At 61.4% G+C, this 25,150-nt stretch carries 30 protein-coding genes; 15 read left to right on the top strand and 15 right to left on the bottom strand.

Features of this window, described 5'->3' with window-relative positions; translation table 11 throughout:
- Positions 1 to 155 precede the first annotated feature (155 nt).
- From argE to FFI16_RS14650, 4 genes are read right to left on the bottom strand one after another with little or no spacing between them, the layout of a single operon-like run.
- On the bottom strand, positions 156 to 1,301 hold the full coding sequence (gene argE, locus FFI16_RS14665) for an acetylornithine deacetylase (protein WP_138817413.1): 1,146 nt from the start codon (positions 1,299 to 1,301) through the stop codon (positions 156 to 158).
- A gap of 32 nt (positions 1,302 to 1,333) precedes the next feature.
- Positions 1,334 to 2,011: a DUF1028 domain-containing protein gene (locus tag FFI16_RS14660; RefSeq protein WP_138815690.1), complete on the bottom strand. Its 678-nt coding sequence runs from the start codon at positions 2,009 to 2,011 to the stop codon at positions 1,334 to 1,336.
- A gap of 10 nt (positions 2,012 to 2,021) precedes the next feature.
- Positions 2,022 to 2,432 (bottom strand): RidA family protein, encoded by a 411-nt coding sequence (locus tag FFI16_RS14655; RefSeq protein WP_003207327.1) that lies wholly within the window; start codon positions 2,430 to 2,432, stop codon positions 2,022 to 2,024.
- A 22-nt stretch (positions 2,433 to 2,454) separates the two neighbouring features.
- Positions 2,455 to 3,786 carry a flavin-containing monooxygenase gene (locus tag FFI16_RS14650; protein WP_371923604.1) on the bottom strand — a complete coding sequence of 444 codons (1,332 nt, stop codon included), beginning with the start codon at positions 3,784 to 3,786 and terminating at the stop codon, positions 2,455 to 2,457.
- Between the two features lie 195 nt (positions 3,787 to 3,981).
- On the opposite strand from FFI16_RS14650, the gene FFI16_RS14645 reads away from it, so the two are divergent.
- The 4 genes from FFI16_RS14645 to FFI16_RS14630 all read left to right on the top strand — a co-directional run bounded on the left by FFI16_RS14645 (position 3,982) and on the right by FFI16_RS14630 (position 9,239).
- Positions 3,982 to 4,779 (top strand): helix-turn-helix transcriptional regulator, encoded by a 798-nt coding sequence (locus FFI16_RS14645; protein WP_256666257.1) that lies wholly within the window; start codon positions 3,982 to 3,984, stop codon positions 4,777 to 4,779.
- A 47-nt stretch (positions 4,780 to 4,826) separates the two neighbouring features.
- Positions 4,827 to 6,209, top strand: a complete 1,383-nt coding sequence (locus FFI16_RS14640; protein ID WP_138815693.1) for an aspartate aminotransferase family protein — start codon at positions 4,827 to 4,829, stop codon at positions 6,207 to 6,209.
- A 120-nt stretch (positions 6,210 to 6,329) separates the two neighbouring features.
- Positions 6,330 to 7,709: an APC family permease gene (locus FFI16_RS14635; protein ID WP_138815694.1), complete on the top strand. Its 1,380-nt coding sequence runs from the start codon at positions 6,330 to 6,332 to the stop codon at positions 7,707 to 7,709.
- Positions 7,710 to 7,748: 39 nt separating this feature from the next.
- The gene (locus tag FFI16_RS14630) at positions 7,749 to 9,239 is read left to right on the top strand and encodes an aldehyde dehydrogenase (RefSeq protein ID WP_138815695.1); all 1,491 of its coding nucleotides are present in this window, start codon (positions 7,749 to 7,751) and stop codon (positions 9,237 to 9,239) included.
- 24 nt (positions 9,240 to 9,263) lie between these two features.
- On the opposite strand, the gene FFI16_RS14625 is transcribed toward FFI16_RS14630, so the two are convergent.
- Positions 9,264 to 9,866: a response regulator transcription factor gene (locus FFI16_RS14625; RefSeq protein ID WP_138815696.1), complete on the bottom strand. Its 603-nt coding sequence runs from the start codon at positions 9,864 to 9,866 to the stop codon at positions 9,264 to 9,266.
- Positions 9,867 to 9,980: 114 nt separating this feature from the next.
- Between FFI16_RS14625 and FFI16_RS14620 the strand changes: the two genes are divergently transcribed.
- Positions 9,981 to 11,594, top strand: coding sequence for a hybrid sensor histidine kinase/response regulator (locus tag FFI16_RS14620; RefSeq protein ID WP_138815697.1), 1,614 nt, complete (start codon positions 9,981 to 9,983; stop codon positions 11,592 to 11,594).
- Here FFI16_RS14620 and FFI16_RS14615 read toward each other — a convergent pair.
- On the bottom strand, positions 11,584 to 11,919 hold the full coding sequence (locus FFI16_RS14615; protein WP_138815698.1) for a hypothetical protein: 336 nt from the start codon (positions 11,917 to 11,919) through the stop codon (positions 11,584 to 11,586). The two genes, FFI16_RS14620 and FFI16_RS14615, sit on opposite strands and share 11 nt — an antisense overlap.
- A 176-nt stretch (positions 11,920 to 12,095) precedes the next feature.
- Here FFI16_RS14615 and FFI16_RS14610 point away from each other — a divergent pair, with 176 nt between their 5' ends.
- Positions 12,096 to 12,560 (top strand): GNAT family N-acetyltransferase, encoded by a 465-nt coding sequence (locus FFI16_RS14610; RefSeq protein WP_138815699.1) that lies wholly within the window; start codon positions 12,096 to 12,098, stop codon positions 12,558 to 12,560.
- Positions 12,561 to 12,958: 398 nt separating this feature from the next.
- On the opposite strand, the gene FFI16_RS14605 is transcribed toward FFI16_RS14610, so the two are convergent.
- The gene (locus FFI16_RS14605) at positions 12,959 to 13,441 is read right to left on the bottom strand and encodes an HIT family protein (protein WP_138815700.1); all 483 of its coding nucleotides are present in this window, start codon (positions 13,439 to 13,441) and stop codon (positions 12,959 to 12,961) included.
- A 41-nt stretch (positions 13,442 to 13,482) separates the two neighbouring features.
- On the opposite strand from FFI16_RS14605, the gene FFI16_RS30505 reads away from it, so the two are divergent.
- Positions 13,483 to 13,650 carry a hypothetical protein gene (locus FFI16_RS30505; protein WP_178112616.1) on the top strand — a complete coding sequence of 56 codons (168 nt, stop codon included), beginning with the start codon at positions 13,483 to 13,485 and terminating at the stop codon, positions 13,648 to 13,650.
- Here the strand turns inward: FFI16_RS30505 and FFI16_RS14600 are convergent.
- Positions 13,637 to 14,668, bottom strand: coding sequence for an NADP-dependent oxidoreductase (locus FFI16_RS14600; protein WP_138815701.1), 1,032 nt, complete (start codon positions 14,666 to 14,668; stop codon positions 13,637 to 13,639). The two genes, FFI16_RS30505 and FFI16_RS14600, sit on opposite strands and share 14 nt — an antisense overlap.
- 86 nt (positions 14,669 to 14,754) lie before the next feature.
- Here FFI16_RS14600 and FFI16_RS14595 point away from each other — a divergent pair, with 86 nt between their 5' ends.
- The gene (locus tag FFI16_RS14595; protein ID WP_138815702.1) at positions 14,755 to 15,690 is read left to right on the top strand and encodes a LysR family transcriptional regulator; all 936 of its coding nucleotides are present in this window, start codon (positions 14,755 to 14,757) and stop codon (positions 15,688 to 15,690) included.
- Here the strand turns inward: FFI16_RS14595 and FFI16_RS14590 are convergent.
- The 4 genes from FFI16_RS14590 to FFI16_RS14575 form a co-directional block, all read right to left on the bottom strand.
- Complete coding sequence (locus tag FFI16_RS14590) at positions 15,644 to 16,558, bottom strand: LysR substrate-binding domain-containing protein (RefSeq protein ID WP_138815703.1); 915 nt, start codon at positions 16,556 to 16,558, stop codon at positions 15,644 to 15,646. The genes FFI16_RS14595 and FFI16_RS14590 overlap by 47 nt on opposite strands.
- 91 nt (positions 16,559 to 16,649) lie before the next feature.
- Positions 16,650 to 18,278 (bottom strand): argininosuccinate lyase, encoded by a 1,629-nt coding sequence (locus tag FFI16_RS14585; protein WP_256666256.1) that lies wholly within the window; start codon positions 18,276 to 18,278, stop codon positions 16,650 to 16,652.
- A 169-nt stretch (positions 18,279 to 18,447) separates the two neighbouring features.
- Positions 18,448 to 18,924, bottom strand: a complete 477-nt coding sequence (locus tag FFI16_RS14580; RefSeq protein ID WP_138815704.1) for a copper chaperone PCu(A)C — start codon at positions 18,922 to 18,924, stop codon at positions 18,448 to 18,450.
- Positions 18,924 to 19,532 (bottom strand): SCO family protein, encoded by a 609-nt coding sequence (locus FFI16_RS14575; RefSeq protein WP_017134494.1) that lies wholly within the window; start codon positions 19,530 to 19,532, stop codon positions 18,924 to 18,926. Before FFI16_RS14575 ends, FFI16_RS14580 begins: the two co-directional genes overlap by 1 nt.
- A gap of 180 nt (positions 19,533 to 19,712) precedes the next feature.
- Here FFI16_RS14575 and FFI16_RS14570 point away from each other — a divergent pair, with 180 nt between their 5' ends.
- The 3 genes from FFI16_RS14570 to FFI16_RS14560 all read left to right on the top strand — a co-directional run bounded on the left by FFI16_RS14570 (position 19,713) and on the right by FFI16_RS14560 (position 21,407).
- Positions 19,713 to 20,096: a DUF2946 domain-containing protein gene (locus tag FFI16_RS14570; RefSeq protein ID WP_138815705.1), complete on the top strand. Its 384-nt coding sequence runs from the start codon at positions 19,713 to 19,715 to the stop codon at positions 20,094 to 20,096.
- A gap of 62 nt (positions 20,097 to 20,158) precedes the next feature.
- On the top strand, positions 20,159 to 20,701 hold the full coding sequence (locus tag FFI16_RS14565) for a putative natural product biosynthesis protein (RefSeq protein WP_138815706.1): 543 nt from the start codon (positions 20,159 to 20,161) through the stop codon (positions 20,699 to 20,701).
- Between the two features lie 133 nt (positions 20,702 to 20,834).
- Complete coding sequence (locus FFI16_RS14560) at positions 20,835 to 21,407, top strand: cytochrome b (RefSeq protein ID WP_138815707.1); 573 nt, start codon at positions 20,835 to 20,837, stop codon at positions 21,405 to 21,407.
- A gap of 1 nt (position 21,408) precedes the next feature.
- Here FFI16_RS14560 and FFI16_RS14555 read toward each other — a convergent pair whose 3' ends face one another.
- Positions 21,409 to 21,663, bottom strand: coding sequence for a hypothetical protein (locus FFI16_RS14555; RefSeq protein ID WP_138815708.1), 255 nt, complete (start codon positions 21,661 to 21,663; stop codon positions 21,409 to 21,411).
- 201 nt (positions 21,664 to 21,864) lie between these two features.
- Here FFI16_RS14555 and FFI16_RS14550 point away from each other — a divergent pair, with 201 nt between their 5' ends.
- Positions 21,865 to 22,068 carry a hypothetical protein gene (locus FFI16_RS14550; protein ID WP_138815709.1) on the top strand — a complete coding sequence of 68 codons (204 nt, stop codon included), beginning with the start codon at positions 21,865 to 21,867 and terminating at the stop codon, positions 22,066 to 22,068.
- Positions 22,069 to 22,146: 78 nt separating this feature from the next.
- Here FFI16_RS14550 and FFI16_RS14545 read toward each other — a convergent pair whose 3' ends face one another.
- A complete protein-coding gene (locus tag FFI16_RS14545; RefSeq protein WP_138815710.1) occupies positions 22,147 to 22,707 on the bottom strand; it encodes a type 1 glutamine amidotransferase domain-containing protein in 561 nt (186 codons plus the stop codon).
- A gap of 226 nt (positions 22,708 to 22,933) precedes the next feature.
- On the opposite strand from FFI16_RS14545, the gene FFI16_RS14540 reads away from it, so the two are divergent.
- Genes FFI16_RS14540 through FFI16_RS14530 form a run of 3 tightly spaced genes read left to right on the top strand, consistent with a single transcriptional unit; the run spans position 22,934 to position 24,317 of the window.
- On the top strand, positions 22,934 to 23,158 hold the full coding sequence (locus FFI16_RS14540) for a hypothetical protein (protein WP_138815711.1): 225 nt from the start codon (positions 22,934 to 22,936) through the stop codon (positions 23,156 to 23,158).
- 2 nt (positions 23,159 to 23,160) lie between these two features.
- On the top strand, positions 23,161 to 23,592 hold the full coding sequence (locus FFI16_RS14535; protein ID WP_138815712.1) for a DNA methylase: 432 nt from the start codon (positions 23,161 to 23,163) through the stop codon (positions 23,590 to 23,592).
- Positions 23,592 to 24,317, top strand: coding sequence for a DUF72 domain-containing protein (locus FFI16_RS14530; RefSeq protein WP_138815713.1), 726 nt, complete (start codon positions 23,592 to 23,594; stop codon positions 24,315 to 24,317). The genes FFI16_RS14535 and FFI16_RS14530 overlap by 1 nt, the downstream gene beginning before the upstream one ends.
- Here the strand turns inward: FFI16_RS14530 and FFI16_RS14525 are convergent.
- Complete coding sequence (locus tag FFI16_RS14525) at positions 24,282 to 25,067, bottom strand: DeoR/GlpR family DNA-binding transcription regulator (RefSeq protein ID WP_138815714.1); 786 nt, start codon at positions 25,065 to 25,067, stop codon at positions 24,282 to 24,284. The genes FFI16_RS14530 and FFI16_RS14525 overlap by 36 nt on opposite strands.
- Positions 25,068 to 25,150 lie beyond the last annotated feature (83 nt).

The raw sequence follows: 25,150 nt of genomic DNA, 5'->3' as shown, positions 1-25,150 counted from the left end.
GTGCGTTGTCTGGGCTGGAACACAGGGCAAAAAATGTGGGAGCGGGCTTGCTCGCGAATGCGGTGGTCCAGCCAGCCTCGATGTGTCTGACAGACCACTTTCGCGAGCAAGCCCGGCTCCCACAGTTGAACTGTGGTGTTTGGTGGGGAGCTGGCTCAGGTGCGGATCGAGTCGAGCATGCGCTCCAGCATGGCATCACACCCAGCCAACTGTTCGAGGCTCACAAACTCATCCGGCTTATGCCCTTGGTCCATGCTCCCCGGCCCACACACCACCGTGGGTATGCCCACCGCATCAAACAACCCACCTTCAGTGCCAAACGCTACGGTGCCGAAATCCCGCGAGCCACTGAACGCTGCAATCAACTCCGCTGCCTGGCTGCGTTCATCGGTCACCAACCCCGGATACGCCGATAACTCGGTAAACCGAATCGCACTCTGTTTACTCACCGCCTGCATACGCGGCAACACCTGTTGCATGGCATAAGCCTGCAGCTCCTCAGCCACTTCACCCGGGTCCATCGACGGCAATGCGCGCACTTCAAAATCAAAGCGGCAGTCGGCGGGCACGATGTTCAAGGCCTTGCCGCCCGTAATCACCCCGGTCTGCACCGTGCTGAACGGCGGGTCAAACCGCGGGTCCTGTTGCTCGCGCAGGCGCTGGCCAATGCGACCCAGCTCGCCAATCAACTCGGCCGCATGCTCAATCGCATTCACGCCATAGGGCGCATACGCCGAATGGCAAGCCTCGCCATGCACATCACAGCGCATCGCCAGCTTGCCCTTGTGCCCGAGCACGGGTTTCAGCTCGGTCGGCTCGCCGATAATGCACAGCATCGGTTTCACCGGCCGTTGCTCCAGCACTGCGAGCAGCGAGCGCACACCCAGGCAGCCGACTTCTTCGTCGTACGACAGGGCGATATGCACCGGGATACGCAAGTTGGCCTTTACCAGCGCAGGCACCAACGCCAGTACGCAGGCGATATAACCCTTCATATCCGCCGTGCCACGGCCAAACAGCTTGCCGTCGCGTTCGGTCAATTCAAACGGCGGCATCGTCCACGGCTGGCCGTCCACCGGCACCACGTCGGTATGCCCCGACAGCACAATGCCCGGCAGTTGCACCGGGCCGATGCTGGCGAACAGGTTGGCCTTGCTGCGTTCCTCGTTGTAGACCAGCTCGCAAGCCACGCCGAAGCCTGCGAGGTACTCGCGCACAAACTCGATCAACTGCAGGTTGGACTCGCGGCTGGTGGTATCAAACCCCACCAGCGTCTGCAGCAGTTCGCGGCTGTGGCTCAACGCTCGGCTGCGGCTCATCGCTCGGCTGCAGCTCATCGCTCGTCTCCGGCCACGCCGTAGCCCGGTGAGCGGTCGGGGGCGAGGGCGCGGTCGATGTAGTCCTGCACTTGCGGGCGGTAGGCGTCCCAGAGCTTTTGCAGCTCGGCAATGGGCTGTTCATCGGCCCAGTCCACGCGCAGGTTGATGATCGGCCAGGTCAGCTCGCCCACCACCACCAGCGCGGCGGAATGCACCGGCCCGGCTTCGCCACCGGCTTCGATGGCGGCGTGCATTGCCGCCAGCAAGCGATCGGCGAGCTGGCCTTCGCCGTGTTCGAAGGCGTGCACCATCGCCTCGATCACCGCGCGGTCGGCGAGCATATTGCCCGCCGCCACACATTGTTCGCCCGACACGGCATGGTGGGTGCCAAGGGTTTCGCTGCCGCTGAAATGCACGCTGCGGCCCAGGTGGTCAATCGCCGTCAGTTGCCGGTATTGGCTGTAGCCGTTGCTGGTCAGGGCTTTGTCGACGGCGGCCGCCGGGTCGAGGCCTTGTTCCAGCAGGTCGAGCACGTCGGGGCCGAGGGCCGGCAACGTGATGTTCTGGGTCGACACTGCGCCCACACCGGGCCGCAGCCATGGGCAGCGGGCGCCCACGGCGATGCTCGAGGAGCTGATGGCGATGCCGAGCTGGCCGGTGTCCGCGCAACGGGCGACGATTGAAAAGGTCATGGGCAGCTCCTTATTCGGGGATCACGGCGATCACGTCAATTTCCATCAGCCACTGTGGCTGGCCCAGGGCCGAGACCACCAGCCCGGTGGAGATCGGGAACACGCCTTTGAGCCACTTGCCGACTTCCTGGTACACCGGCTCACGGTAGCGCGGGTCGATCAGGTAAGTGGTGGTTTTTACAATATGGCTCAGGTCGGAACCGGCCTCTTCGAGCAGTTGCTTGACGTTTTTCATCGCTTGCTCGGCCTGGGCGCGCGGGTCGCCAAGGCCAATCAGGTTGCCGTCGAAATCGGTACCCACCTGGCCGCGCACATACACGGTATTGCCGGCACGCACGGCCTGGCACAGGTCGTTGTCCAGGCTCTGGTTAGGGTAGGTTTCCTTGGTGTTGAACATGCGGATGCGAGTATGAGTAGGCATCAAAAAAACTCCGAAAAAGTGCTCAGGCAATGACAGGCGATTTTTGCGCAACCGGTGCGGGTTCGCGGTATTCAAGGTATTGGCGCTGGATGGCAATGTGGTCGGCCACGTACTTGGCGTCATGCCAAACGCCCCAGATAAACGACGAACCCCGGCGCGACTGCCACGGCAAACCGAGGAAGTAGATGCCCGACTCGCTGGCCACACCGCGCTGGTGCTGCGGCTTGCCGGTGGCGTCAAAGGCATCGACTTTCAGCCAGCTGTAGTCCACGGCAAACCCGGTGGCCCAGATGATCGAAGTGATACCGGCCTTGGCCAGGTCCAGTTCCAGGATCGGGTTTTTGATGCATTCGGCATCCGCGAACACACGGCGCGCTTCGGGTTCTACCGGTAAGTCGAGGCCGTTGCGCTCGATGTAGGCGTCCGCCGCATCCAGCAGGGCCAGGTAGTTCTCATCGCCACGGGCCAGGTTTTCAACCAGGTTGGCTTGGAAGCGCGCGACGCTGCCGTCGAAGGCTTGGGTGAGGCCGACCAGGGTCATGCCTTGCTGGGCCAGCTCACGAAAATCAATGGTCTTGCCGCCGTGGGCGCCGCTCACGGCGATGGTCACGTGCTCGCGGCCGGGCTTCATTGCGGCCTGGTCCCACTCGCCCAACACGCCCAGCCACCAGCAGAAATCGCGGTTGCGATAGGCACGCGGCGGGCGGTCGTGGGCACCGACCGACAGGTACACCTGGCGCCCGGAACGCTGCAGCTCATCGGCAATTTGCACGCCGGATGAACCGGCGCCCACCACCAGCACGGCGCCGGCGGGCAGTTGTGCGGGGTTGCGGTAATCGGCGGAGTGGATCTGGTGCAGCGCGCTGTCTTTAGGCGCGATGGCCGGGATCACCGGCTTCTGGAACGGCCCGGTGGCGGCGACCACACGGGTGGCTTCGATCACGCCTTCGCTGGTGTGCACGGTAAAGCCGGGGCGGCCGACGTTACGTACCACGGAGGTCACGTCCACGCCGGTGCGGATCGGCGCGTTGAACTTGCGGGCATAGGCTTCGAAGTAATCGGCCACGCGCTCTTTTGGCGCAAAACTGTCGGCGGCGACGTCATCAAACGCCAGGCCAGGGAAGCGGTCATGCCAGGCCGGGCCGTTGGCGACCAGCGAATCCCAGCGCCCGGTGCGCCAGCGTTCGGCGATACGGCTGCGCTCCAGCACCAGGTGCGGCACGCCTTGCTTGCTCAGGTGCTCGCTCATGGCCACACCGGCCTGACCGGCTCCCACTACCAGCGTGTCTGTTTTTGTTATGGCTTGAGTCATGTGTCTGTCCTTGCGTAATGCAGTTGGATTCAGCTTGGGCATGGCTTCAAGGCTAGGGGGAGGGCGATTTTTAATAAAATATTATTAAGCTTTGGAGTGAGCATAAATATCGGATGCAAGCTCACCCTATCGGGTGATTTCGAGGACGCGGCGGGTGTGTGACCATCCTTGCAGTTCTTTGAGCGAGGCTTCGACGTGGAAAACGACCGGCTTTCTTCTGCGCAATGGTTTGAACAGATGGCCCAGGTGACCGATAACATCGGGCAATCGGGGTTCGCTGCCGCCTTGTTCGATGCCCTCGGGTATGTGCAACCGATACAGGCCACGACGCTGTATTTTTACCCGCGTGGCGGCATGCCCAGTGCACTGTTCGAGTTGGACGGGCCGTGGTTGCCGCAAGGCAATGTGCGCCAGTACCTGTCGGGCTTTTACTTGCTGGACCCGTTTTACGACGCCTGCGTGGAAGGCGTCAGCTCAGGCTGTTATGCCTTGGCCGACGTTGCGCCTGACCACTTCGAATTGAGCGAATACTTCCAGTCGTTCTACCGGCACTCTCAGCTCGAAGACGAGCTCAATTACATCCTGCAATCGAGCAAGGGCTCCAGCCTGGCGGTGTCCCTGGCGTTTACGCAAAAACTCGACGCCGCCACCACCGCACAATTCAAGCGCATAGCCCCTTGGGTACTGGCCGTGCTGGGCAAGCATTTTGTCGGCCTGGATGCCCACGGGGCACGCTTCGAAAACCTGCTGGAGCAACGCATTCACGCAGCGCTGAACAACTTCGGCTCGTCGATCCTGACCGAGCGCGAATGCCGCATCGCCCAGCTTATTTTGCGCGGGCATTCCACCCGCTCGCTGGCCGAGCGCCTGGAGGTGTCCGAAGACACCATCAAGTCCCACCGCAAACACATCTACACCAAGCTCGATATCGGCGCGCAGTCGGAACTGTTTGCGTTGTTTATCGACTCGCTCGCCGAAGCCCAGGGCGTGCTGAGCAAAGACCCGCTTGAAAGTTACATGAGCAAGCACCGCTGAGCGGCCTTGCTAGCCCTTGCGTCACGACCAATAAGAGAGAAAAAGCCATGAATCTATCCGCCCAAATCAACCGTCGCACCGAGGATTACCAGCAGTCTGATGCGGCCCACCATATCCATGGGTTTGTCGACCAGAAGGCGCTGAACGCCGAAGGCCCGCGTGTGATGGTGCGCGGCGAAGGCTTGTACCTGTGGGACAGCGAAGGCAAGCGTTACCTGGACGGCATGTCCGGCCTGTGGTGTACCCAACTGGGTTATGGGCGCCGCGATCTGACCGCCGCCGCCGCCGCGCAGATGGACCAGCTGGCGTACTACAACATGTTCTTTCACACCACCCACCCGGCAGTGATCGAGCTGTCGGAGCTGTTGTTCAGCCTGTTGCCGGGGCATTACAGCCACGTGATCTACACCAACTCCGGCTCCGAGGCCAACGAGGTGTTGATCCGTACCGTGCGCCGTTATTGGCAAGTCGTCGGGCAACCGCAGAAGAAAATCATGATCGGCCGCTGGAACGGCTATCACGGCTCGACCCTGGCGGCCTCGGCGCTGGGCGGCATGAAGTTCATGCACGAGATGGGCGGCATGATTCCCGACGTGGCGCACATTGACGAGCCGTATTGGTTTGCCCATGGCGGCGAGCTGACACCGGCCGAATTTGGCCGTCGTTGTGCGTTGCAATTGGAAGAAAAGATTCTGGAGCTGGGCGCCGAAAACGTCGCCGGTTTTATCGCCGAGCCGTTCCAGGGCGCGGGCGGCATGATCTTCCCACCAGAAAGCTACTGGCCCGAAATCCAGCGCATTTGCCGTCAATACGATGTGCTGCTGTGCGCCGATGAGGTGATTGGTGGTTTTGGCCGTACCGGCGAGTGGTTCGCCCATCAACACTTCGGTTTTGAGCCCGATACCCTGTCGATTGCCAAGGGCCTCACCTCCGGCTACCTGCCCATGGGCGGCCTGGTGCTGAGCAAGCGTATTGCCGAGGCGCTGGTGGAGCAGGGCGGTATGTTCGCCCACGGGCTGACCTATTCCGGCCACCCGGTCGCGGCGGCGGTGGCACTGGCCAACCTCAAGGCGCTGCGCGATGAAGGCATCGTGCGCCAGGTCAAGGACGACACCGGGCCGTACTTGCAGCAACTGCTGCACGAGGTGTTCGGCAACCACCCAATGGTCGGCGAGATCCAGGGCACGGGCCTGCTCGGGGCATTGCAGTTCGTCGAAGACAAGGCCACGCGCAAACGCTTCGCCAACGAAAACGACCTGGCCTGGCAATGCCGCACCTTTGGCTTTGAAGAGGGCGTGATCATCCGCTCGACCCTGGGCCGCATGATCATGGCGCCGGCTCTGGTGGCCACGCGTGCAGAGCTGGATGAGCTGGTCGACAAGACCCGCATTGCAGTAGACCGCACCGCACGGATCGCGGGAAAACTCTGAAGTGACCTGCCCACCTCCCTCGGTACGGGGTGGCGGGCAACCTCCATCAGATACGGCTTGAACGGCAGCGAGCTCATCGACTGCCGCGATGGCCTGCATCCCTCTTTCCTGGAGTCACCCATGAATACAATAACAAGCGTGGCCGAAACTCCCTCCCATCCCACTTCAGCCAAAGCCGCGTCAACGCGGCGCTTTCGCCAGCCGCTGGGGCTGGTCGGGCTGGTGCTGTTCGGCCTGGCCTATATGGTGCCGCTGGCAGTGTTTACCACCTATGGGCTGGTCACGCAGATGACCAAGGGGCACTTGCCGACCGCCTATATGCTGACCCTGGCGGCCATGCTGCTGACCGCCTACAGCTATGGGCGCATGGTTCAGGCGCATCCGTTTTCCGGCTCGGTTTACTCCTATACGCGCAAGGCGTTTGGCGCGTATTTCGGCTTTATCGCCGGCTGGACCTTGCTGCTCGACTACATCTTTTTGCCGCTGCTCAGTTATTTGTTGATCGGCATCTACATGTCCGAGTACTTCCCGGCGGTGCCGACATTTGTGTGGGTGCTGGGTTCGATTGCGCTGGTCACGGCGCTCAACCTGGTGGGTATCGAGTCCATCACGCGGGTCAACTGGATCCTGATCGTGGCCCAGTTGGTGTTCATCGTAGTGTTCGTGGCGCTGTCGGTGCACAACCTCAGCGGGCAGGCGGCGCCCGTTTCATTGCTGGCGCCGTTCCATCATGAAGGCTTCAGTGCACCGTTGATCATGGCCGGTGCGGCAGTGCTGTGTTTGTCGTTCCTGGGCTTCGATGCGGTGTCGACCATGGCCGAGGAAACCCCCAACCCGCGCCGCACCATCCCGTTGGCGATCATGGTGGTGTCGCTGTTTGGCGGCTTGCTGTTTCTGCTGGTGTCGTATTTTGCGCAAATGGTCTTTCCGGAATGGAACACGTTCGCCGACCCGGATTCGGCCTCGGTGGATGTGATGCGCCGGGTCGGTGGCGAGGTGCTGGTGACGGCGTTTACCGCCACTTATGTGGCCGGCTGTTTCGCCTCGGCGATGGTCTCCCAGGCCAGTGTGTCGCGGGTGTTGTTCGCCATGGGCCGTGACGGCGCGCTGCCTCGTGTGCTCGGAAAGCTGGTGACGAAAAAACGCGTGCCGGCCACCGCGATTGTGCTGGTCAGCCTGTTCTCGTTGATTGCGCTGTTCATCACCCTGGACACGGTGGCCAACATGATCAGCTTCGGCGCGCTGTTCGCGTTCTCGGCGGTGAACCTGGCGGTGATCAAGCATTACGTGGTCGATCAGCAGCTACGCGGCACACGGAACTACCTGCTGTATGCCGCACTGCCGGCGCTGGGGTTCCTCAGCACGGTTTGGCTGTGGACCAGCCTGTCGAGCCTGTCCTTCACCATCGGCCTGTGCTGGATGGGTGTTGGCCTGATTTGTTTGCTGGGCATCACGCGCGGCTTGCGCGTGAAGATGCCCGAATTGCAGATCGCAGAATAAAACCTTCACCTGTCCATCCACCTTGATTGGGAGTACACCGTGTTCGACCTTAATTACTGGCAACAACGCGTTGCCCGCCAGACCTTCATCGACACCGCCTTGATCGGTGGCCGGCCCGTGAGCGCAGCCAGCGGGGCGACTTTTGATGCAATCAACCCAGCCACCCACCAGTTGCTGGCGCGTGTGGCCGCCTGTGGTGACGCAGAAGTAGACCTCGCCGTGCGCAGCGCCCGCCAGGCCTTCGACACCGGCCCTTGGCGGCGTATGCCGCCGGTGGAACGCAAGAGAATCCTGATCAGGCTCTCCGAGCTGCTGATGACTCACCGCGAAGAGCTGGCGCTCCTGGATTCGCTGAACATGGGCAAGCCGGTGATGGACGCCTACAACATTGATGTGCCCGGCGCCGCGAATGTGTTTGCCTGGTACGGTGAGGCGCTGGACAAACTCTACGATCAAGTCGCGCCCACCGCGCACAACGCACTGGCGACCATCACCCGTGAAGCATTGGGCGTCGTCGCGGCGGTGGTGCCGTGGAACTTTCCACTGGATATGGCGGCCTGGAAACTCGCACCGGCATTGGCAGCCGGTAACAGCGTGGTGCTCAAACCGGCCGAGCAGTCGCCCTTTTCGGCCTTGCGCCTGGCGCAACTGGCCCTGGAAGCGGGTATCCCGCAAGGGGTTTTGAACGTGGTGCCGGGCCTTGGCGAAAGTGCCGGCAAGGCGTTGGGGCTGCACCCTGACGTGGATTGCCTGGTGTTCACCGGCTCCACGCAGGTGGGCAAATACTTTATGCAGTATGCCGCGCAGTCCAACTTGAAGCAGGTGTGGCTGGAGTGTGGCGGCAAGAGCGCGAACCTGGTGTTTGACGACTGTCAGGACCTGGACCTGGCGGCCGAGAAAGCCGCCTTCGGGATTTTCTTCAACCAGGGCGAAGTGTGCTCGGCCAACTCGCGGTTGTATGTGCAACGTTCCATCCATGACGAGTTCGTTGAGCGTGTGATTGCCAAGGCGCGTGCCTGGATGCCGGGTGACCCTCTGGACCCTGGCAGCGCTGCCGGTGCGATCGTCGACGGTGAGCAAACCGCCCGCATCATGAGGGCCATCAGCCAGGCCCAGGGCGAGGGCGCCAGGCTGCTGGCGGGTGGCGAGCAGGTGATCATCAATGGCTCTTCCAACTTCATCCAGCCGACGATTTTCAGCGAGGTGACTGGCGACATGCGGATCTCGCGCGATGAAGTGTTTGGCCCGGTGTTGGCGATCAGCGCCTTTGACACCGAAGAGCAAGCGGTACAGCAGGCCAATGACAGCGTCTACGGGCTGGCGGCCTCGGTCTGGAGTGATAACCTCAATCGCGCGCATCGGGTGGCGCGTGCGTTAAATGTCGGCACCGTCTCGGTCAATACCGTCGATGCCCTGGACGTTGCGGTGCCGTTCGGCGGCGGTAAGCAGTCCGGGTTCGGGCGTGACCTGTCGCTGCACTCATTCGACAAGTACACGCAGCTGAAAACCACCTGGTTTGCGCTGCGATAGCCAACGCCCAGGCCATGAAAACGCCTAGAACTCCCCGGAATACTTGACCGCCGCCGCCGCGCGCGAAGGCACTTTCAAGCTGCGCAGCAGCGACGACACATGGATGCGCACGGTGAACGGCGAGATCGCCAGGGCCTTGGCGATTTCCTTGTTGGTCTTGCCTTGGGCGATCAGGCGCAGCACTTCCTGCTGGCGCGCGGTGAGATTGTGGGTGCCCAGCGGCAGCAGGCCGGAGGGAGAGAACTTGACCAGCACTTCGCCTTCGCGGATCGCCAACAGGGCCTGGCCGATTTCATCGGGGGTGATGTTCTTGCCGATAAAGCCATCGGCGCCCAGGGCCATGACCTGATCGATCAGCGCCGGGTCATCGACCATCGACACCACGATCAAGGTGGTGCGCCGCAGTTGCTGGCGCAGCTCGGCCAGTTGGCTCATGCAGGTAAGGCCCGGGAAGCGCAGGTCGAGGATCAGCGTGTCGATGTCGCCACCCTCGCGGATCAGCGCCTGCACCGCGTCGAGGTCGCCGGCTTCTTGTACCACGGCCTCGGGCAACAGACGCTGCACGGTGCGCAGCATGCCTTCGCGAAACATCGGGTGGTCGTCGGCTATGATGATTCGGCCGGTCATGGCGTGCTCCTTCCTGGGGCATGGGTGTGCGTTGGCATGCTACTTTAGCACCGCGTCACAGGCACGCCTGTGACGCATAAAGGATAGATCGAATGCCGCACAAGGACGTCACCCATGAGTCATGAGACCAATTCCGAACTCGACCAGGCCAACCTGCGCATCGTGGTGGCCGCCATTGCTATCGTCTACATCGGCGCGCTGGGCTTTTTGCCGGGCCAGTCGGTCGACACCTACTTGCCGGTGATCCTGTATATCGTCGCGTTCCTGCTGGTCTCCATTGTGTTGCGCCAGGTGATCGCGCGCTGGCCTGGGCATTACCCGGCGCGGCGGATTTTCGGCATGATCCACGACTACACCGGCACCTCCTTCGGGCTGGTGGTGGGCGGCGAACCGGCGTTGCCACTGTATGCGGTGATGGTGTGGGTCAACCTGGGCAATGGCATGCGCTACGGCTCGCGCTACCTGGCGATTGCCACCGGCCTGGCGTTGCTCGCGTTGCTGATCGTGTACCGGCTGACGCCCCTGTGGCAGGCGCAGCCGTTCATGGTGCTGATGCTGATGATCACCAGCACGGTGATCCCGGTGTACGCGCATATTTTGCTTGAGCGCACGCGCAAGGCTTCCGAAGAAGCCATCGCCGCCAACCTGGAAAAATCGCGCTTCCTGGCTCAGGCCAGCCACGACCTGCGCCAGCCTATCCATTCCATCGGCCTGTTCACCGCCTGTTTGCGTGAAGCGCAGTTGGGCGAAGCTGAGCAGCGCTTGGTGGACAATATCGACCGTTCGCTGCTCAACGTGTCGCAGCTGTTCCGTTCGATTCTCGACCTTTACACCCTCGACAACGGCCGGCTGTTGCCCAAGTACCAGGTGATTCATCTGGGCGAATTCCTCGCCGACCTGGTGCGCCAACACGCCGAGGCGGCGCATTGGGCCGGGGTGGAACTGCGCCTGCGACCGTGTGCGTATTGGGTGCAGGTCGACCCCGCGATGCTGGCGACGATGGTGCAAAACCTGCTCTCCAATTGCTTTAAATACGGCGCCCAACGGCCCGTGCTGATCGGCGTGCGCGTGCGCGACGGCGGCTTGTCGGTGGAGGTGCATGACCAGGGGCGAGGTATTGCCGAGGAGCATCAGGTGAAGGTCTTCGAAGAGTTTTATCGGGTGCGCCAACTGCGTGACAAGGACGTCGAAGGCGTGGGCCTGGGGCTGTCCATCGTCAAGCGCCTGGGGCAATTGATGGGGGTGCAGGTGAGCCTGCGATCACGGGTGGGCCATGGCACTTCAGTGAGCCTGTATGGCCTGGCATTGGCGACGGCGCCACGCCAACCGGCTGCGCGCGACGACGCGCGCCAGGCCGGCCTGCTGACGGGTTTGAAAGTCTGCCTGGTAGAGGACGACCACAACGTGCTGCTGGCCACCCAGGCCTTGCTGGAGCGCTGGGGTTGCGAGGTGCAGGCCGAGTCCAGCGGGCAGGGCCTGGCCAGCGACTGCGACATCATCGTCGCCGACTACGACCTGGGCAACCACGCCACCGGCATAGAATGCATCGACGCCCTGCGCCAGCAACGCGGCTGGGCGGTGCCGGCGCTGATCCTCACCGGCCACGACGTGGAGAAAATCCAGGCGGCCTTGCACGACCGCCAGATCGCGATTCTGTCCAAACCGGTGCGCCCTGCAGAGCTGCGCGGCACACTGCGTGACCTCAGCCAATCGGGCGTTACTGGTTAAACGGCGTCAAGCCATTGCCCTTTGCACCCTTGGGCTGGCAGTAGGCGGCAGGCTTCATCAGGCCAAAGCTGGCCACGGCAAACATGCCACCGCTGGCACCACTGGGCACGGAGCAGTTGTAGTCGCCGGAGGCGGCGCTGGCGATGTAATAGGTGGTCATGGAGTCGCTGCGGACATTGGAGATACGCTTGACCGGTTCACCGAGGTTGGTTTCCGACAGTGTCTTGAGATGGTCTTCGCTGGGCTTGACATTGCTGCAACCGGCGACGCCGATGATCAGGGCGCCGAGCAGGGTGAGACGGGTAACGGGGGCATGCAGGTTCATGATGCTTCTTCCTTGGGATTGTCAGGGTTTTTCCAACGCGCAACGCACCCTCACGCAACAGGTGTGCGGTGCCGGGGAGAGCGTTGGAAGTGCCGGGGAATATAGCGCCGCCGGGTAACGGGGTCGATTAGCACACGTGTGCTAATGGCACGATGAGGTCATGGACGGAGAGAGCAATGCTAGCGATCAAACGCGCCACCCCAGCGGACGCCCGGGCGGCGTTCGCCATTCGCCTGTTGGCCATCCGCAGCCAATGCATCGGCGCCTACACCGCCGAGCAAATGGCGCTGTGGACACGTGGCAGCGCCGAAGACGGTTACGACACACTGATGGACAAGCCGTTTTACCTGGGCTGGGTCAATGACGTACCGGTCGCCACCGGCATGCTCGATCTGGACAACAACGAAGTGGGCGCGCTGTTTGTGCTGCCGGCGTTTACTGGGCGTGGTTACGGCAAGACCATGCTGGATCACCTGGAAAAACTCGCGCGGGAGCTGTCGATTGAAGAGGTCGTGCTGGACTCGACGTTGAATGCGGCGAGCTTCTACCGGGCCTGCGGGTATGTGGGTGAGGAGCAGGCGGTGTATCACTCGCCTTCGGGGTTGGCGTTGGCGTGTATCCCAATGGTAAAACGGCTTTGACTCTTGCCACCTGTGAGCTTTGTCGCTGGGGGGAATTGTGCCTGCCGCGATGGCCCTGCGAACTGAGATCTAACCAACACAGCTGATCCCCTGTGGGAGCTGTCGAGCCCCGGCGAGGCTGCGAAAGCGGTGGGTCAGGCTACTTATATGTCGCCTGTGCCGCCGCCTTCGCAGCCTCGCCGGGGCTCGACAGCTCCCACATTGGATCTTTGTTGCTGGGGGGATTTGTGTATGGCGCGATGGCCCTGCGAACTGAAATCTAACCAACACAGCCGATTCCCTGTGGGAGCTGTCGAGCTTTAGCGAGGCTGCGAAAGCGGTGGGTCAGGCAACTTATGTATCGCCAGTGCCGCCGCCTTCGCAGCCTCGCTGGGGCTCGACAGCTCCCATCGTTGATTTCATCCGGCGCCGAAGGCTGTGCGCAGTGTTTGAATAACCTGTTCCACGGTGGGACCTTGGACGGGCGGCGGTGTAAGGCTCTCGCCAAATTCGCGCCATACGAACAGCGTCAGCTCAGCCCCATCGGTCAGCCCTTGTTCCTTTGAGCCAAAACCTTGCAGCAGCCGATAGCGCTCATCTCGCCAAAACGCCTGCTCCACCCAGTCATGCACCGGGATGAAGTGAAAGTGCAGCGGCAAGCCCGGCATGTGTCCGTAGCGGCTGATATACAGCCATTTCGGTTGCAGCTGTGCCTCCATCACCCGTTGGGTTTTAGCGAGCAGGCCACCCAGTTCAGCCAACGCCGCGTCCGGCATGTCGGCAAGAGAATCAATCGGGGTCTTGGCACCCAGCATCAGGTAGCCCGGCAGCTTTGAGGTCAGATGATGGTTGAGCAACCAGTGTTCGGTTTCATGAAGGATGAAGGCGGGGTCGATCTGCATAAGCACGCGTCCATGAGGGCAGGGTGGGCAGGATAACAAGCGTGGGCGCCTGTGCCCCACAAAAGCTGGCGATCTACTGCGTCTCGAAGGCGCTGCAAGACGGCCGCCAGTTCACGCTGACGGCCGGGATAAGTTACCCGATGGGCAATGACATGGAAGGCCATCGCTCATCCACCCGCAGTGATGCGAAGCTGTTTATTGTGGATTGAGGCGCACGATCAGCTTGCCGAAATTGCGCCCCTCCAGCAGCCCGATAAACGCTTCAGGTGCCTGGGCCAGACCGTCGATAATGTCCTCGCGAAATTTCAGTGTGCCCTCGGCGATCCACTGCGCAGCTTCCTGCAAGAACCTGTCTTGTTGTTGGTCGACAAATTCAGTCTGGATAAACCCGCGCACCGTCAGGCTTTTGGCGAGGATGTCATGCATCGTCGCCGGCAGTCGGTCGGCCTGTGTGTGCTGGATCGCGCCGTCGTTGTAGTGGGCGATCAGCCCGCACACCGGGATCCTCGCGAAGTCGTTGAGCAGTGGGCGTACCGCATCCCACACCGGCCCGGCGACGTTTTCGAAGTACACATCAATGCCGTCCGGGCAGGCCTTGGCCAGTTGCTCGGCAAAGTCTGGGGCGCGGTGGTCGATGACTGCATCAAAGCCCAGTTCATCCTTCACGAAAGCACACTTGTCGGCGCCGCCGGCGATCCCCACGGCGCGGGCACCCTGCAGCCGAGCGACCTGGCCGACCACCGAGCCGACTGCACCACTGGCCGCTGCCACCACGACGGTATCGCCCGGTTTGGGCTTGCCGATATTCAGCAGCCCGGCGTAAGCGGTAAACCCTGGCATGCCGAGTACACCGAGAGCAGTGGTGGGATGCGCGATGCTGGGGTCGAGGCGACGCAAATCCTGGCCGTTGGATAAGGCAAAACGCTGCCAGCCGGCGTAGGCCAGCACTGTATCGCCTTCGTGCCAGTCGCTGTGACGCGACTGCTTGATGCGTGCGACGGTGCCACCCACCATCACTTCGCCAATGCCTACCGGCTCGGCATAGGATTTGGCTGCGCTCATGCGCCAGCGCATATAGGGGTCGAGGGACAGGTAGAGATTCTCCAGCAACACTTCGCCGTCGGCGGGTTCGGGGACAGGTGAGTGTTCCAGGCGGAAGTCGCTGGTTTTCGGGCGCCCGTCGGGGCGTGCAGCCAAAACGATGCGTGTGTTTTCGGTGTGGCTCATGGCGTATTACTCACTGATTGAACAGGCTGAGCAGCGTAGCCATCGTCAAGCTATCAAGGTAGGCTCATACCAGTTGATTCAGAGTTATGCCAAACATGATATCCGATGCCTTCGAACCGTATTTGCTGCGTACTTTCGTTGCGGTGTGCCACCACGGCAGCCTCAGTGGCGCCGCCCAGCAGGCGGGCAGGGCGCAATCAGCCCTGAGTGCGCAGATTCGCCGTCTGGAAGAGGTACTTGGGCAACGCCTGCTGCGCCGCACCGGCCGTGGCGTGGTGCCAACCACTGAGGGCGAGCTGTTGCTCAGCTACGCCACACGCATCCTGGCCCTGGGTGAAACGGTCGCCACACGCCTGAAGGAGCGTACGGTGATGGGCACTGTGCGCGTGGGCTTGTCCGAAGATGTGGCGGTCACTACCTTGCCGGCAGCGTTGGGCCGTCTGCGCCGCACCTGCCCGCATATGCACATGGAAATCACCGTGGACCACGGCGATGCTTTAGCGCAGTGCTGGCACGACGGCCTTTTGGATGTGGCCATTGGCGTCAGTTCGGTATTCGCCGCCGACCCGGTGCGCACCTGGAATGTGCCGCTTTATTGGGTGTGCGCGATTGACGATGAAGTCGATCCGGCGCTGCCTCTGGACGTGATCGTGTACGCCGAGCCTTGCGCGTGGCGGCGCTTGATGTTCGATGCATTACTGGCGGCCGGTCGCGACTTTCGCGTGACCGTCACCAGCCCGAACGTCGGTGTGATCAGCGCGGCTGTCGAAAACGGTTTGGGCGTTGCCCTGTTGCCCGCCGACAATATCAACCCGCACACCATGCGCGTGATTGCGCTGGCGCCCGCTGGCAACGCCGCATTGGGCGTCAACTATGGGTTGTTCGCGGTGCCGCGCCAAACCGAAAGCATCCGTGCCACGGTCGAATTGCTCAGCGAGGGGTTTCACTTGATGACGCAACCGAGGGTGAAGGGTCTCACCCTTTTCGATACACCGCCCCCAGCTCACGTGCCAGGCCTATAAAATTCTGCAACGGCGCCGACGGATTAAACGCGCGCCGCACCAGCGTAATCGGCGCCAGCAGCTTGGGCCTGGCGTCTTTGATTCGGCAATACACCACGCTGTCACGGTGCACATCGCGCATCGACGCCGGCACCACGGAGATGCCTTCACCGGCCGCCACCAGGCTGACGTTGGTCAGCATGCGTTCTACCTCAAAGGCGATTTTGGGTTCGAAACCGGCGTTCTGGCAGGCGGTGATCAGGTTGGCGTACATGCCCGGCGCGCCGGGGCGGCGTACCAGAATAAAGCGTTCGTCTTTGAGCGCAGCAATGGGGATGGCGCTGTCGGCGGTAGCCAGCAACGGATGGCCGGTGGGCAGGACCAGCAGCATTTCTTCGTTGAGCAGGCGGTGGAAGGTCAGGCTTTGATGGGTGCTGACCGGGGCGCGCAGGATGCCGACGTCGATGCGTTTTTCGATGGCGTCTTCGGTCAATTCCCGGGCGCTGCCTTCATTGATCGACAGCTCTACCGCCGGGTAGCGCTCGCGGTAGGCGCGGATGATGCGTGGGATCAGCGCGTGGGCGGCGGCCGAGCTGGTGAAACCGATGGCCAGGGTGCCCTCGATGCCCTGGGCCACGCGGGAGGCCTTGAGTGCGCCATGCTCGACGCGCGCCAGAATGGCTTGCGCTTCTTCAAGAAACACCAGGCCGCCGGCCGTCAGGTCCACGCCCTTGGGGTGGCGCTTGAACAGATCGAACCCCAGCTCCTGCTCCAGGGCGCGAATCTGCTGGCTCAGGGGCGGTTGTTGCATGTTCAGGCGTGCGGCGGCACGGGTGAAATGTCGTTCTTCGGCCACCATGATGAAATAGCGTAAATGGCGAAGTTCCATGGTGGCCTATCCCGTGACAAGACGCAGTGGTGGGTGGCCGCAAGCGGCCCGGCCGTCAATATGCCCAAAGCCTGGGGCCACCACAATCGGTTCAGCGCTTGCTGTCGGCCAGCTTATCGAAGGCTTGGTCGAGATGGGTTTCGGCGCCTTTGAGCTTTTCACGTCGCTCCTTGAGCCACTGCTGATCTGCCTGCAGCGTCTTGCGCGCCTCCAACAGCATGCGCTTGACCTCTTGCGGCTGCGGGCCGCCGGTGCCTTTGCGCGTCTGCACCATATTGGTGGGCGACAGCGCCGCTCTAAAACCGGCTTCATCGAGCGGCAGGGTATTGGGCGTCCATTTGTACTTGTCCGCCGCCTGGCTATACAGCTTCTGCGCGTCGGCATAGGCGAAGGTCTTCGGCGTGGTGCCGTTGCTGCGCGCTTCGGTGACGATCAGCGAGGCAAAGCTGTGGCCGATGCGGAACGGCACTTTGTACTGGCGCTCAAGCGTGTCGGCCAGCTCCATCGAGGTGGTCCATTCCGACTCCAGTTCTTCGAGCGCGCGCTGCGGGTTGATCTGCAGCGCATCGAGCACCGCGTCGAGGCTGTGGAACATTTCCTGGGTCGAGCGGAACACGCCCAGCGAGTCGAAGGCGAACTTGTAGTCAGTCATGCCGGTGGTGACGTTATGCGCGCGCAAGGTCACTGCCTGGGCCAGGCCGACCACGTCCGAGGCACTCTCACGTGCACGCATCAGCAAGCCCGGGTTGCGTTTTTGTGGCATGGCGCTGCTGGTGTAGGTGGCTTCTTCATCGAGCAGCAACCAGGGGCGGATCTGATGGTACTGGGTGTGGATGTCGCCAATCATCGCGCCCACACGGATGGCGGACGATGCCGCCATATTGGCGGCTTCGATGGGAATGTCATAGGTCGAGACCTGGCTTGAATCCAGCGAGTTCTCGCGCACGCCATCAAAGCCCAGCAGCTCGGCCAGGCGCTCGCGGTTCAGCGGATACGCCGAGTTCGCCAGCACGGCGGTGCCCATCGGGCTCTGGTTAAGGCGTGTGTACAGCTCGCGGATGCGCTGGCCGTCGCGGTCGAACGCGGCTTCAAAGGCCAGCAGGTAATGCGCATAGCTGATGGGCATGGCCTGCACGCCGTTGGTGTAGGCGGGCACCAGGGTGTCGACGTTTTTGTCGGCGATGTTCAGCAGGCGTTGGCGTGTGGCGTTGAGCGCTTCGCTGTAGGCCAGCACCTGGCTGCGCAGGGCGGCCAGGCGGTAGGTGGCGAGCATGTCCTGGCGGCTGCGGCCGGAGTGGATCAACGAGGCTTCGGGACCGATCTTGTCGGTCATGATTTTTTCCAGTTGCAGCACATCGCTGGGGCGCGTGCCGCCGGGCTGGTCGGCCTGGGCGATGGCATAGCGCACACCGCCGGCGATCTTCTGGCCCATCTCGGGTTTGACGATGCCTTCTTCGGTGAGCATCACGATCGAGGCTTTGTTGATGCGGTTGAGCCAGGCGAATTGGGTCTGGGTTGGGTCGCCTTTGGCTTTGTGCTCGGTTTGCGAGCTGTCGGGCGTGGCGCCGACCTTGGCCGCCTGGGCCGCGCATTGTTCAGTGGTGGTGCAGGGCAGCTCGCCGGTGTTGGCGGCATAGGCGCTCAGGCTATTGAACAGGGCAAAGGTCACGGCGAGGGAAAGCAGGCTTTTCACCGCACGTTGGGGGGATGTGTTGTTCACAGAGACACCTGATTTATTGTTGGAGTTATGGGCCGTCGTTGCGGCGCAATCAGGCTAGCGGGTGTTTGGGTAGATTGAAAATATATAGAAAGTGTTGATGGCAGAGGTTTTGGATATGAGATAAAAGCTTTTTGTGGGGAGGGAGCAAGCTTCCTCCCCACAAAAAGTTTTAGTGCATCTTGCTGTGATCCATGTCACCCATGTCCGTCAGCGCTCGGGCAGGGGCCTTAACTTCAATCGTCTGCTTCTCGCCCTTGGCGTTTTCCACGGTCAGGGTCAGCGGCACCTGGTCGCCTTGCTTGATCTGGCCGGTGAGGCCCATGAGCATCACGTGGTAGCCCTCCGGGTCGAGCTTGATCGCTTTGCCGGCAGGCAGGGCCACCGAATCCACCGGGCCCATGCGCATCACGTCGTCCTTCATGCTCATTTCATGAATCTGCACGTCCTTGGCCACAGGCGAGGCGACGCTGAGCAGTTTGCTGTCGCTGTCGGCGGTGACGGTCATGAACGCGCCGCTGGAGGTCTGGCCCGCCACGGTTGCGCGTACCCACGCGTCGCTGACCTGTACCTGGGCGCTGGCGTGCGCCGCGAGGCCCAGCAAGGTGAGGCCGAATGTCAGGCGCTTGAGGGTTTGTACGGCAGTCATTAGCAGACCTCCATGACGGTGAGCAGGTCTTCTGCGCACTCTTTAGCGGTAAGGGATGCCGACAGGCCCAGGCGCAGGTTGCCACGGGTGTCGAACACGAAACTGGTGGAGGTGTGGGACAGGGTGTAGGTGTCCCCGGCCGGGATCTTTTCATAAAAAATCCCGAACTCCTTGGCGGCCACGGCGATTTCTTCCGGGGTGCCATACAGCGCTTCGAAGCTGGGGTCGAAGGCCTTGACGTAGCGGTCGAGCAATTCGGGGGTGTCGCGCTCGGGGTCGAGGGTGATAAACACCACTTGCATGATTTTGCCATCGCGGCCCATCAGCTTCTTGGCCTGGGCGGCGCGGGCCAGGGTGGTGGGGCACACGGCCGGGCACTGGGTGAAGCCGAAGAACACCACCGGCATCAGGCCACGGTACGAGCTCAGGGTGACGGTTTCGCCGTCGGTGTTCTTGAGCTTGAAGGTGCGGCCCATGATCTTGTCACTGAGGTCCTTGCCGTACTTGAAGTTCAGCTTGGGGCTGTAGTCACAGCCGCCCAGCAGGCTGCCCAGGCCCAGCAGGCCCATACCGGTCAGCACTTTGCGGCGGGTGAATAACGTACTCATCAACTGTGCATCCTGTGAAACGCCTGCATTGCTCTGGATCGACAGTTCAGGCTTTGAAAAGGAGTAATGATGCGGGCGCACAGTCTACCAACCCCGGCCAGCCCACGTAATCTGCGACGTTCTGCCACAGGGGCGCGTGGCGCTTCATCCTTTTGTGGCTTCGGTGGTAGAGTCGCCGCCATGAAATTGAGCCACCCCGACCGTTCGCTGATCGCCTGGGCCCTGTACTTCTGCGTGCTGATGAACCTGTTCGTCTGCGGTTTGGGGCACGGGCAGATGATGGGCTTGCAGCTCAATGGCATCGGCGGGGCGTTCTGTTCGGTGGACGGTAGCCAGGCGCCGCTTTCCGACAAAGGGTTAGGAAACACTGCCTCCAGCAACATCTCGAACTACTTTGCCTGCCCAGTGTGCGCGGCCGTGACCGTGGCCATCGTGTTCATGATCGGCCTGGCCTGGCTGCTCGGCCTGGGGCAAACCCCGCGCCCGGCCCATGAACGGCGCAACAAAGCCCCTCCACGCTATTCCTGGCCGTCGGCCAACCCTCGCGCTTCCCCCGCTTTCTGACGTGTACCTTGGGCTTCCTGTAATCAGGAGGCGTTCTATCGTCACGACTGTGAGTGCGTTTCATGAACCCACCATTGCCAGCAGGCGCCAGCCGCCTGGTCAGCAAGGCATCCCGGCGTTTGCGCGCCGAACCCTTGCGCCCTGAATACCCGAGCAATTCGCGCTGTTTCGTGCACCTGGATGCACGCCTGTTGCCGTATTGGCACACCTTGTTCGATATCTGCCCGGCGCTGCTCAAGCTCGACCCGCCGGAGGGCTTGAACCTGTTTCGCAGCTTCATGACCTGGGCCTACCGCCACCAGGTCGCCCAGGATTGGACCTATCACCTGAACGTGTGCCGCTGGCTGTTGGCGTCCTCGTATCGATCGCAGATAGACGACGAGCCGATTGAGGCCTTTATGGCGGCTGCGGCGGCACGCTGGATCAATGCTGATGAAAGCCAGGCCCAGGGCGTGGTCCTGGCATGGCGAGACTCAAGGGTGTTTGATTGGAAGAGTGGCGCGTTGGCGGGCGTTGAGCATCAGCTACTGCCCGACCCGACAGGCGACTTTGCCTGGTGCCCGCTGGCCAAAAACGGTTTCAGCGGCTGGTTGCCGGTGCCGTAAGACCCTAAGAGCGTCCCAAAATCTCGTAGGAAACGGCCTGATGTTTCGCGAGGGCATCCTCATCAATTCTATTTTTTTGCCGGAAATGCCATCTTCACGGTCCATGTGATGCACAGACTAATAAGAGGCCGCGATGACGAAAACTTCTGATGAGATGCCCCATTCCTTCTGCGCGAGCGAGCGATACGACCCGGTCAGCCGGGCGTTGCATTGGCTGATGGCGATCGTGTTTAGCTGGAGTTATTGCTCCGCGGTTGTCCACTCTCTGTCCTCCGATTCTGCGCTGGACAAGCTGCTATGGCCGTATCACAAATCGGCGGGCCTGCTGCTGTTGGTGCTGCTGATACTGCGAGCCGGCTGGAACCTGCTGAACCGGCACAACCGCCCACCGAGCGTGAACCGTGCGGCTTGTGTCGGGCATGCTGTGCTGTATGCGTTGATGTTCCTGATCCCCTTTATCGGGCTGGTACGCCAGTACGGCTCCGGCCGTGAATTTTCGGCGTTTGGCGTGCCGATCATGGCGGGTTTTGAGGGCGAGAAAATCCAGTGGATGATTGACCTGGGGCGCAACTTTCATAGCTTGCTGGGCTGGACAATGCTGGTGTTGATTGTGGGGCATATCGGCATGGTAATCGTGCATTACCTGTGCGGTAACCCACAGGTGTTGCGGCGCATGACGGGCAACACCCGCAAGATCTGGCGCTAGGTCAACGGTCTTTTTTGGGGGCTTTTTTCTGGGGTTTCTTCGCGCCTTGCTGCTTTGTTGACGAGCCGCTGGAGGAAGCCTTTTCCTTCGGCGGCGTCTCCGCTTTTTTGTTGCTGTCCGCCGGGCTGCTGGGGTAGGAGCCCGGAGGCAGCGCCGAGCCTGGGATAGCGTCGCCGAAGGCTGCGTAGGCGGGTGTTGCCAACCATCCGGTCAGGCAAATCACTAACACGATCTTGCAGGAAATACTGGTCTTCATGACGAGAATCCTTTTCCATGCTTCACCTGTCAAAAGCGTCCCTTCCTCTAAATCCAAAGGGAGGCATTAATTGGGAGTGCAGGTGATCTGGCAAAGTTTGGATTTTTTTCACCGCCACGACGAAAGGCCATGCACCGACATTTTTAATGAACCCTCACGCCGATCCCTTGACCTAATGCATACGACCTCAGGAGGTGACGCATGCAAATAGACTATATCTGGATCGTACTGGCGGTGATTTTGCTGGTGTTGGAACTGTGGGCGATCAACATCGTGTTGCGCAGCACCGGCGGCTGGGAGACCAAGGGGTTATGGTTGATCATTCTGATTTTTGTGCCGCTGTTCGGGCTGATAGCGTGGGCCATGTTCGGGCCAAAACGTGAGATGGCCCAGCACCATAAATAAATAGAACCGTAAACACTGAACATAAGCCACACAGCAAACAGGCGCCCACGGGCGCCTGTTTGCGTTCAAGCGTGCAGGTTAGCCTGCGACCGCCTTGGCAATCGCCTCGTTGAATGCCGGCAAATCATCCGGTGTGCGCGAGGTGATCAAGGTCCAGCCATTGGCCTTGCACTCTTTGACTTGGGCATCGACCACGCCTGCAGCACCGGCATTTTCAAGGTCGATGCGCACGCTTTTATACGCGGTAAGGGTCTTGCCCTTGATCACACCGGCATCGATCAGTGCCCATGGCCCGTGGCAGATGGCGGCAACGGTTTTACCGGCTTTGGCGAAGTCGCTGATCAACTTCAGTGCGGCCGCGTCCTGGCGCAGGGTGTCGGCATTCACGGTGCCGCCGGGAATCACCAGCGCGTCGAAGTCGCTGCTCTCCACGTCCGATAGCTTGACCTCGGATTCCACGGTCTGGTCTTTCTCCGTGTCGCCGACAAAGGTTTGTACGGTGCCACCTTCGCTGGAGCCATGCGTCACCGTCGCGCCATAGCCGCGCAGTGCTTGCAACGGCTTGAGCAGTTCATCGCGCTCGATGCCGGTGTTGGAGGTGATGATAAGGATGTTCTTGCCGTTGAGTTGTGAGCTCATGGTCGAGTCTCTCCTGCTGGATGGATTAATCACGCTGTGTGGGAGAGTGGATCGAGCGTGGGCGGCAAAGGTTTAAATTAATTTGGACTTATTTCGTGGGTGGTTTTTGTGGATGGTTTTCGTGGAAGTCTGGCCTGCAAAAACCTTGAACTATCGAAAAACGCAGGCCTCTGCTGCATAGGCGCCTGCTGCTTTTTGCGGGCCTTCAATTGCGTGGAGATTCACCATGACCGATCCCAAGACTGCTGATAAAACCCCGGAACCCATCAGCTCCGAAGACGCCCAGAAAGGCCGTCAACCACCTGCCAAGGGGCAGACGCTGGAACAGCCAGATCCGAAGACCGAAACCGTCGACAAAGTGTTGACGCCCACGTCGATCAAGGACACCGAACGCCAGACTGACGCCATCAACGAGCAGGCCGCCAAGGCCGAGCGCAAGCTGGGCCACTGAGCATGGCCCGGTCGATCACGGCGTCTGAACTGGGCATTGAACTTGCGCCCGACGATGACGCCAGCCTGTTCAAGTGGTTTGTCGCCAGCTTTCTGATGGGCAAGCGTATTCAGGCACCCATTGCGGCGCAGGCGTACAAGGTGATCGTGGAGCAAGAGGGTCGCGACACTGCACGCAAGTTGCAGCATTGCACGTCGCGTGAACTGGTTTCGATGCTCGGGCGTGCCCATTACGTGCGTTACGACGAAAGCACGGCGCAGCGTCTGCTGGACCTCAGCGCCAAGTTGAATGCCGAGTACGCGGGCAAGATCAGCCACATGCGCAGCGCCAGCGATGACCGCCAGGCATTCGAAAAACGCCTGGCCGAATTCGATGGCGTGGGGCCAAAAACCATCGAGATATTCATGCGTGATGCGGCCAAGGTTCTGTTTTGATGGCACCGCTCTACGTGGGCTGTGCGGGCTGGAGCCTGCCGCGCGAACACTGGCCGGCCTTTACGGGCGAGGGCACGCATTTACAGCGCTATGCATCGCGATTCAATGCGGTGGAAATCAACAGCTCCTTTTACCGGCCGCACCAGCCCAACACCTACAAGCGCTGGGCGCAGTCGGTGCCGTCGGGGTTTCGGTTTTCAGTCAAGGCGCCCAAGGTCATCACCCATGAACTGCGCTTGCAGCACTGCGAGACGGCACTGGATGAGTTCCTGGAACAGTGCTTGCACTTGGGTGAAAAACTCGGCTGCCTGCTGATTCAATTACCACCTTCGCTGCGTTATGAACCCCGCGTGGCGTTGGCTTTTTTCAGCGCATTGCGCCAGCGTTTTGCCGGTGCCGTGGTGCTTGAACCACGCCACGCCAGTTGGCTTGAGGCGCAGGCATTGCTGGTGGACCTGCAGATAGGCCGCGTGACCGCCGACCCAGCGGTGCTCGATGCCGGCGCAGGTTGGCAGGGCGTGCAGTACTGGCGCCTGCATGGCTCGCCGCGCATCTACCACAGTGCCTATGGCCCGCAACGGGTGCAGGCGCTGGCTGAACAGCTGCGTCAATGTGCCGAATCAGGCATTCCTGCCTGGTGCATCTTCGACAACACCGCCAGCGGCCACGCCGTGACCGATGGCTTGTTGCTACTCGACCTCTACCCGCAGCACTTCCAAGCCTAATTGCTCATACGCCTCGACGCTGGGTACATGCCATTCAGTAATCAGCGTATGAATGCGGTTACACGGCGCCACCACAAAGGGCTCCACCGCGCCGAGCTTGTCCGCCAGGGTCACGGCCACCACGTGGGAGGCGCTGTCGAGCAGGGCTTGCTTGACCGCCACTTCATCAAAATGCAGCGAGCTGATGCCCACTTGCGGGTGCAGCGCGCAGACGCCGGTAAACAGCAAATCGGCCTTGATGCTCTGGATCATGCGCACGGCGTCCTGGCCGCTGGTGGACAAGGTGGCGGGGTTGAGTTGGCCACCGGCGAGGATCACTTTGACTTCGGGGTGATCGGCCAGCGCAATGGCGATCATTGGCGATGGGGTGACCACGGTCAGGCGGATCGAGCGCGGCAAGGACTGCGCGATCTGCAGCGTGGTCGAGCCGGAATCGAACAGTACGATCTGGCCGTCCTGCACCAGGTCAGCGGCCAGTCGGGCAAGGTGACGCTTGATCTCGTTGGTTTCGCCGACACGGGTGAAAAAATCCTTGCCGGTGTCTTTGGGCCGGGGCAGGGCGCCGCCGTGTACGCGTTGCAGCAGCCCGGCGGCGGCAAGTTCGCCGAGGTCGCGGCGGATGGTGTCTGGGGACACGGCAAAGTGCTCGACCAATTCGGATGCAGTGACTTTGCCGTCGCGTTCCAGCAGCAGCAAAATCTTCTGTTTGCGCAACGAAGGCAGGTCAATGGCTTGATGAGTGTTATGCATGGTTATGCGTCTTTATGCGGGTTTGTGCGAGATTAGTCGCCTGCCAATCTAAACGCAATGGCTGGTTGGCAAGGCGATGGGCG

Origin of the sequence: Pseudomonas sp. KBS0710 (assembly GCF_005938045.2) — a bacterium.
GTDB lineage: Bacteria > Pseudomonadota > Gammaproteobacteria > Pseudomonadales > Pseudomonadaceae > Aquipseudomonas.
The sequence above is the reverse complement of the archived record's forward strand: the minus strand, read 5'-3'. Positions and strand labels throughout refer to the sequence as shown.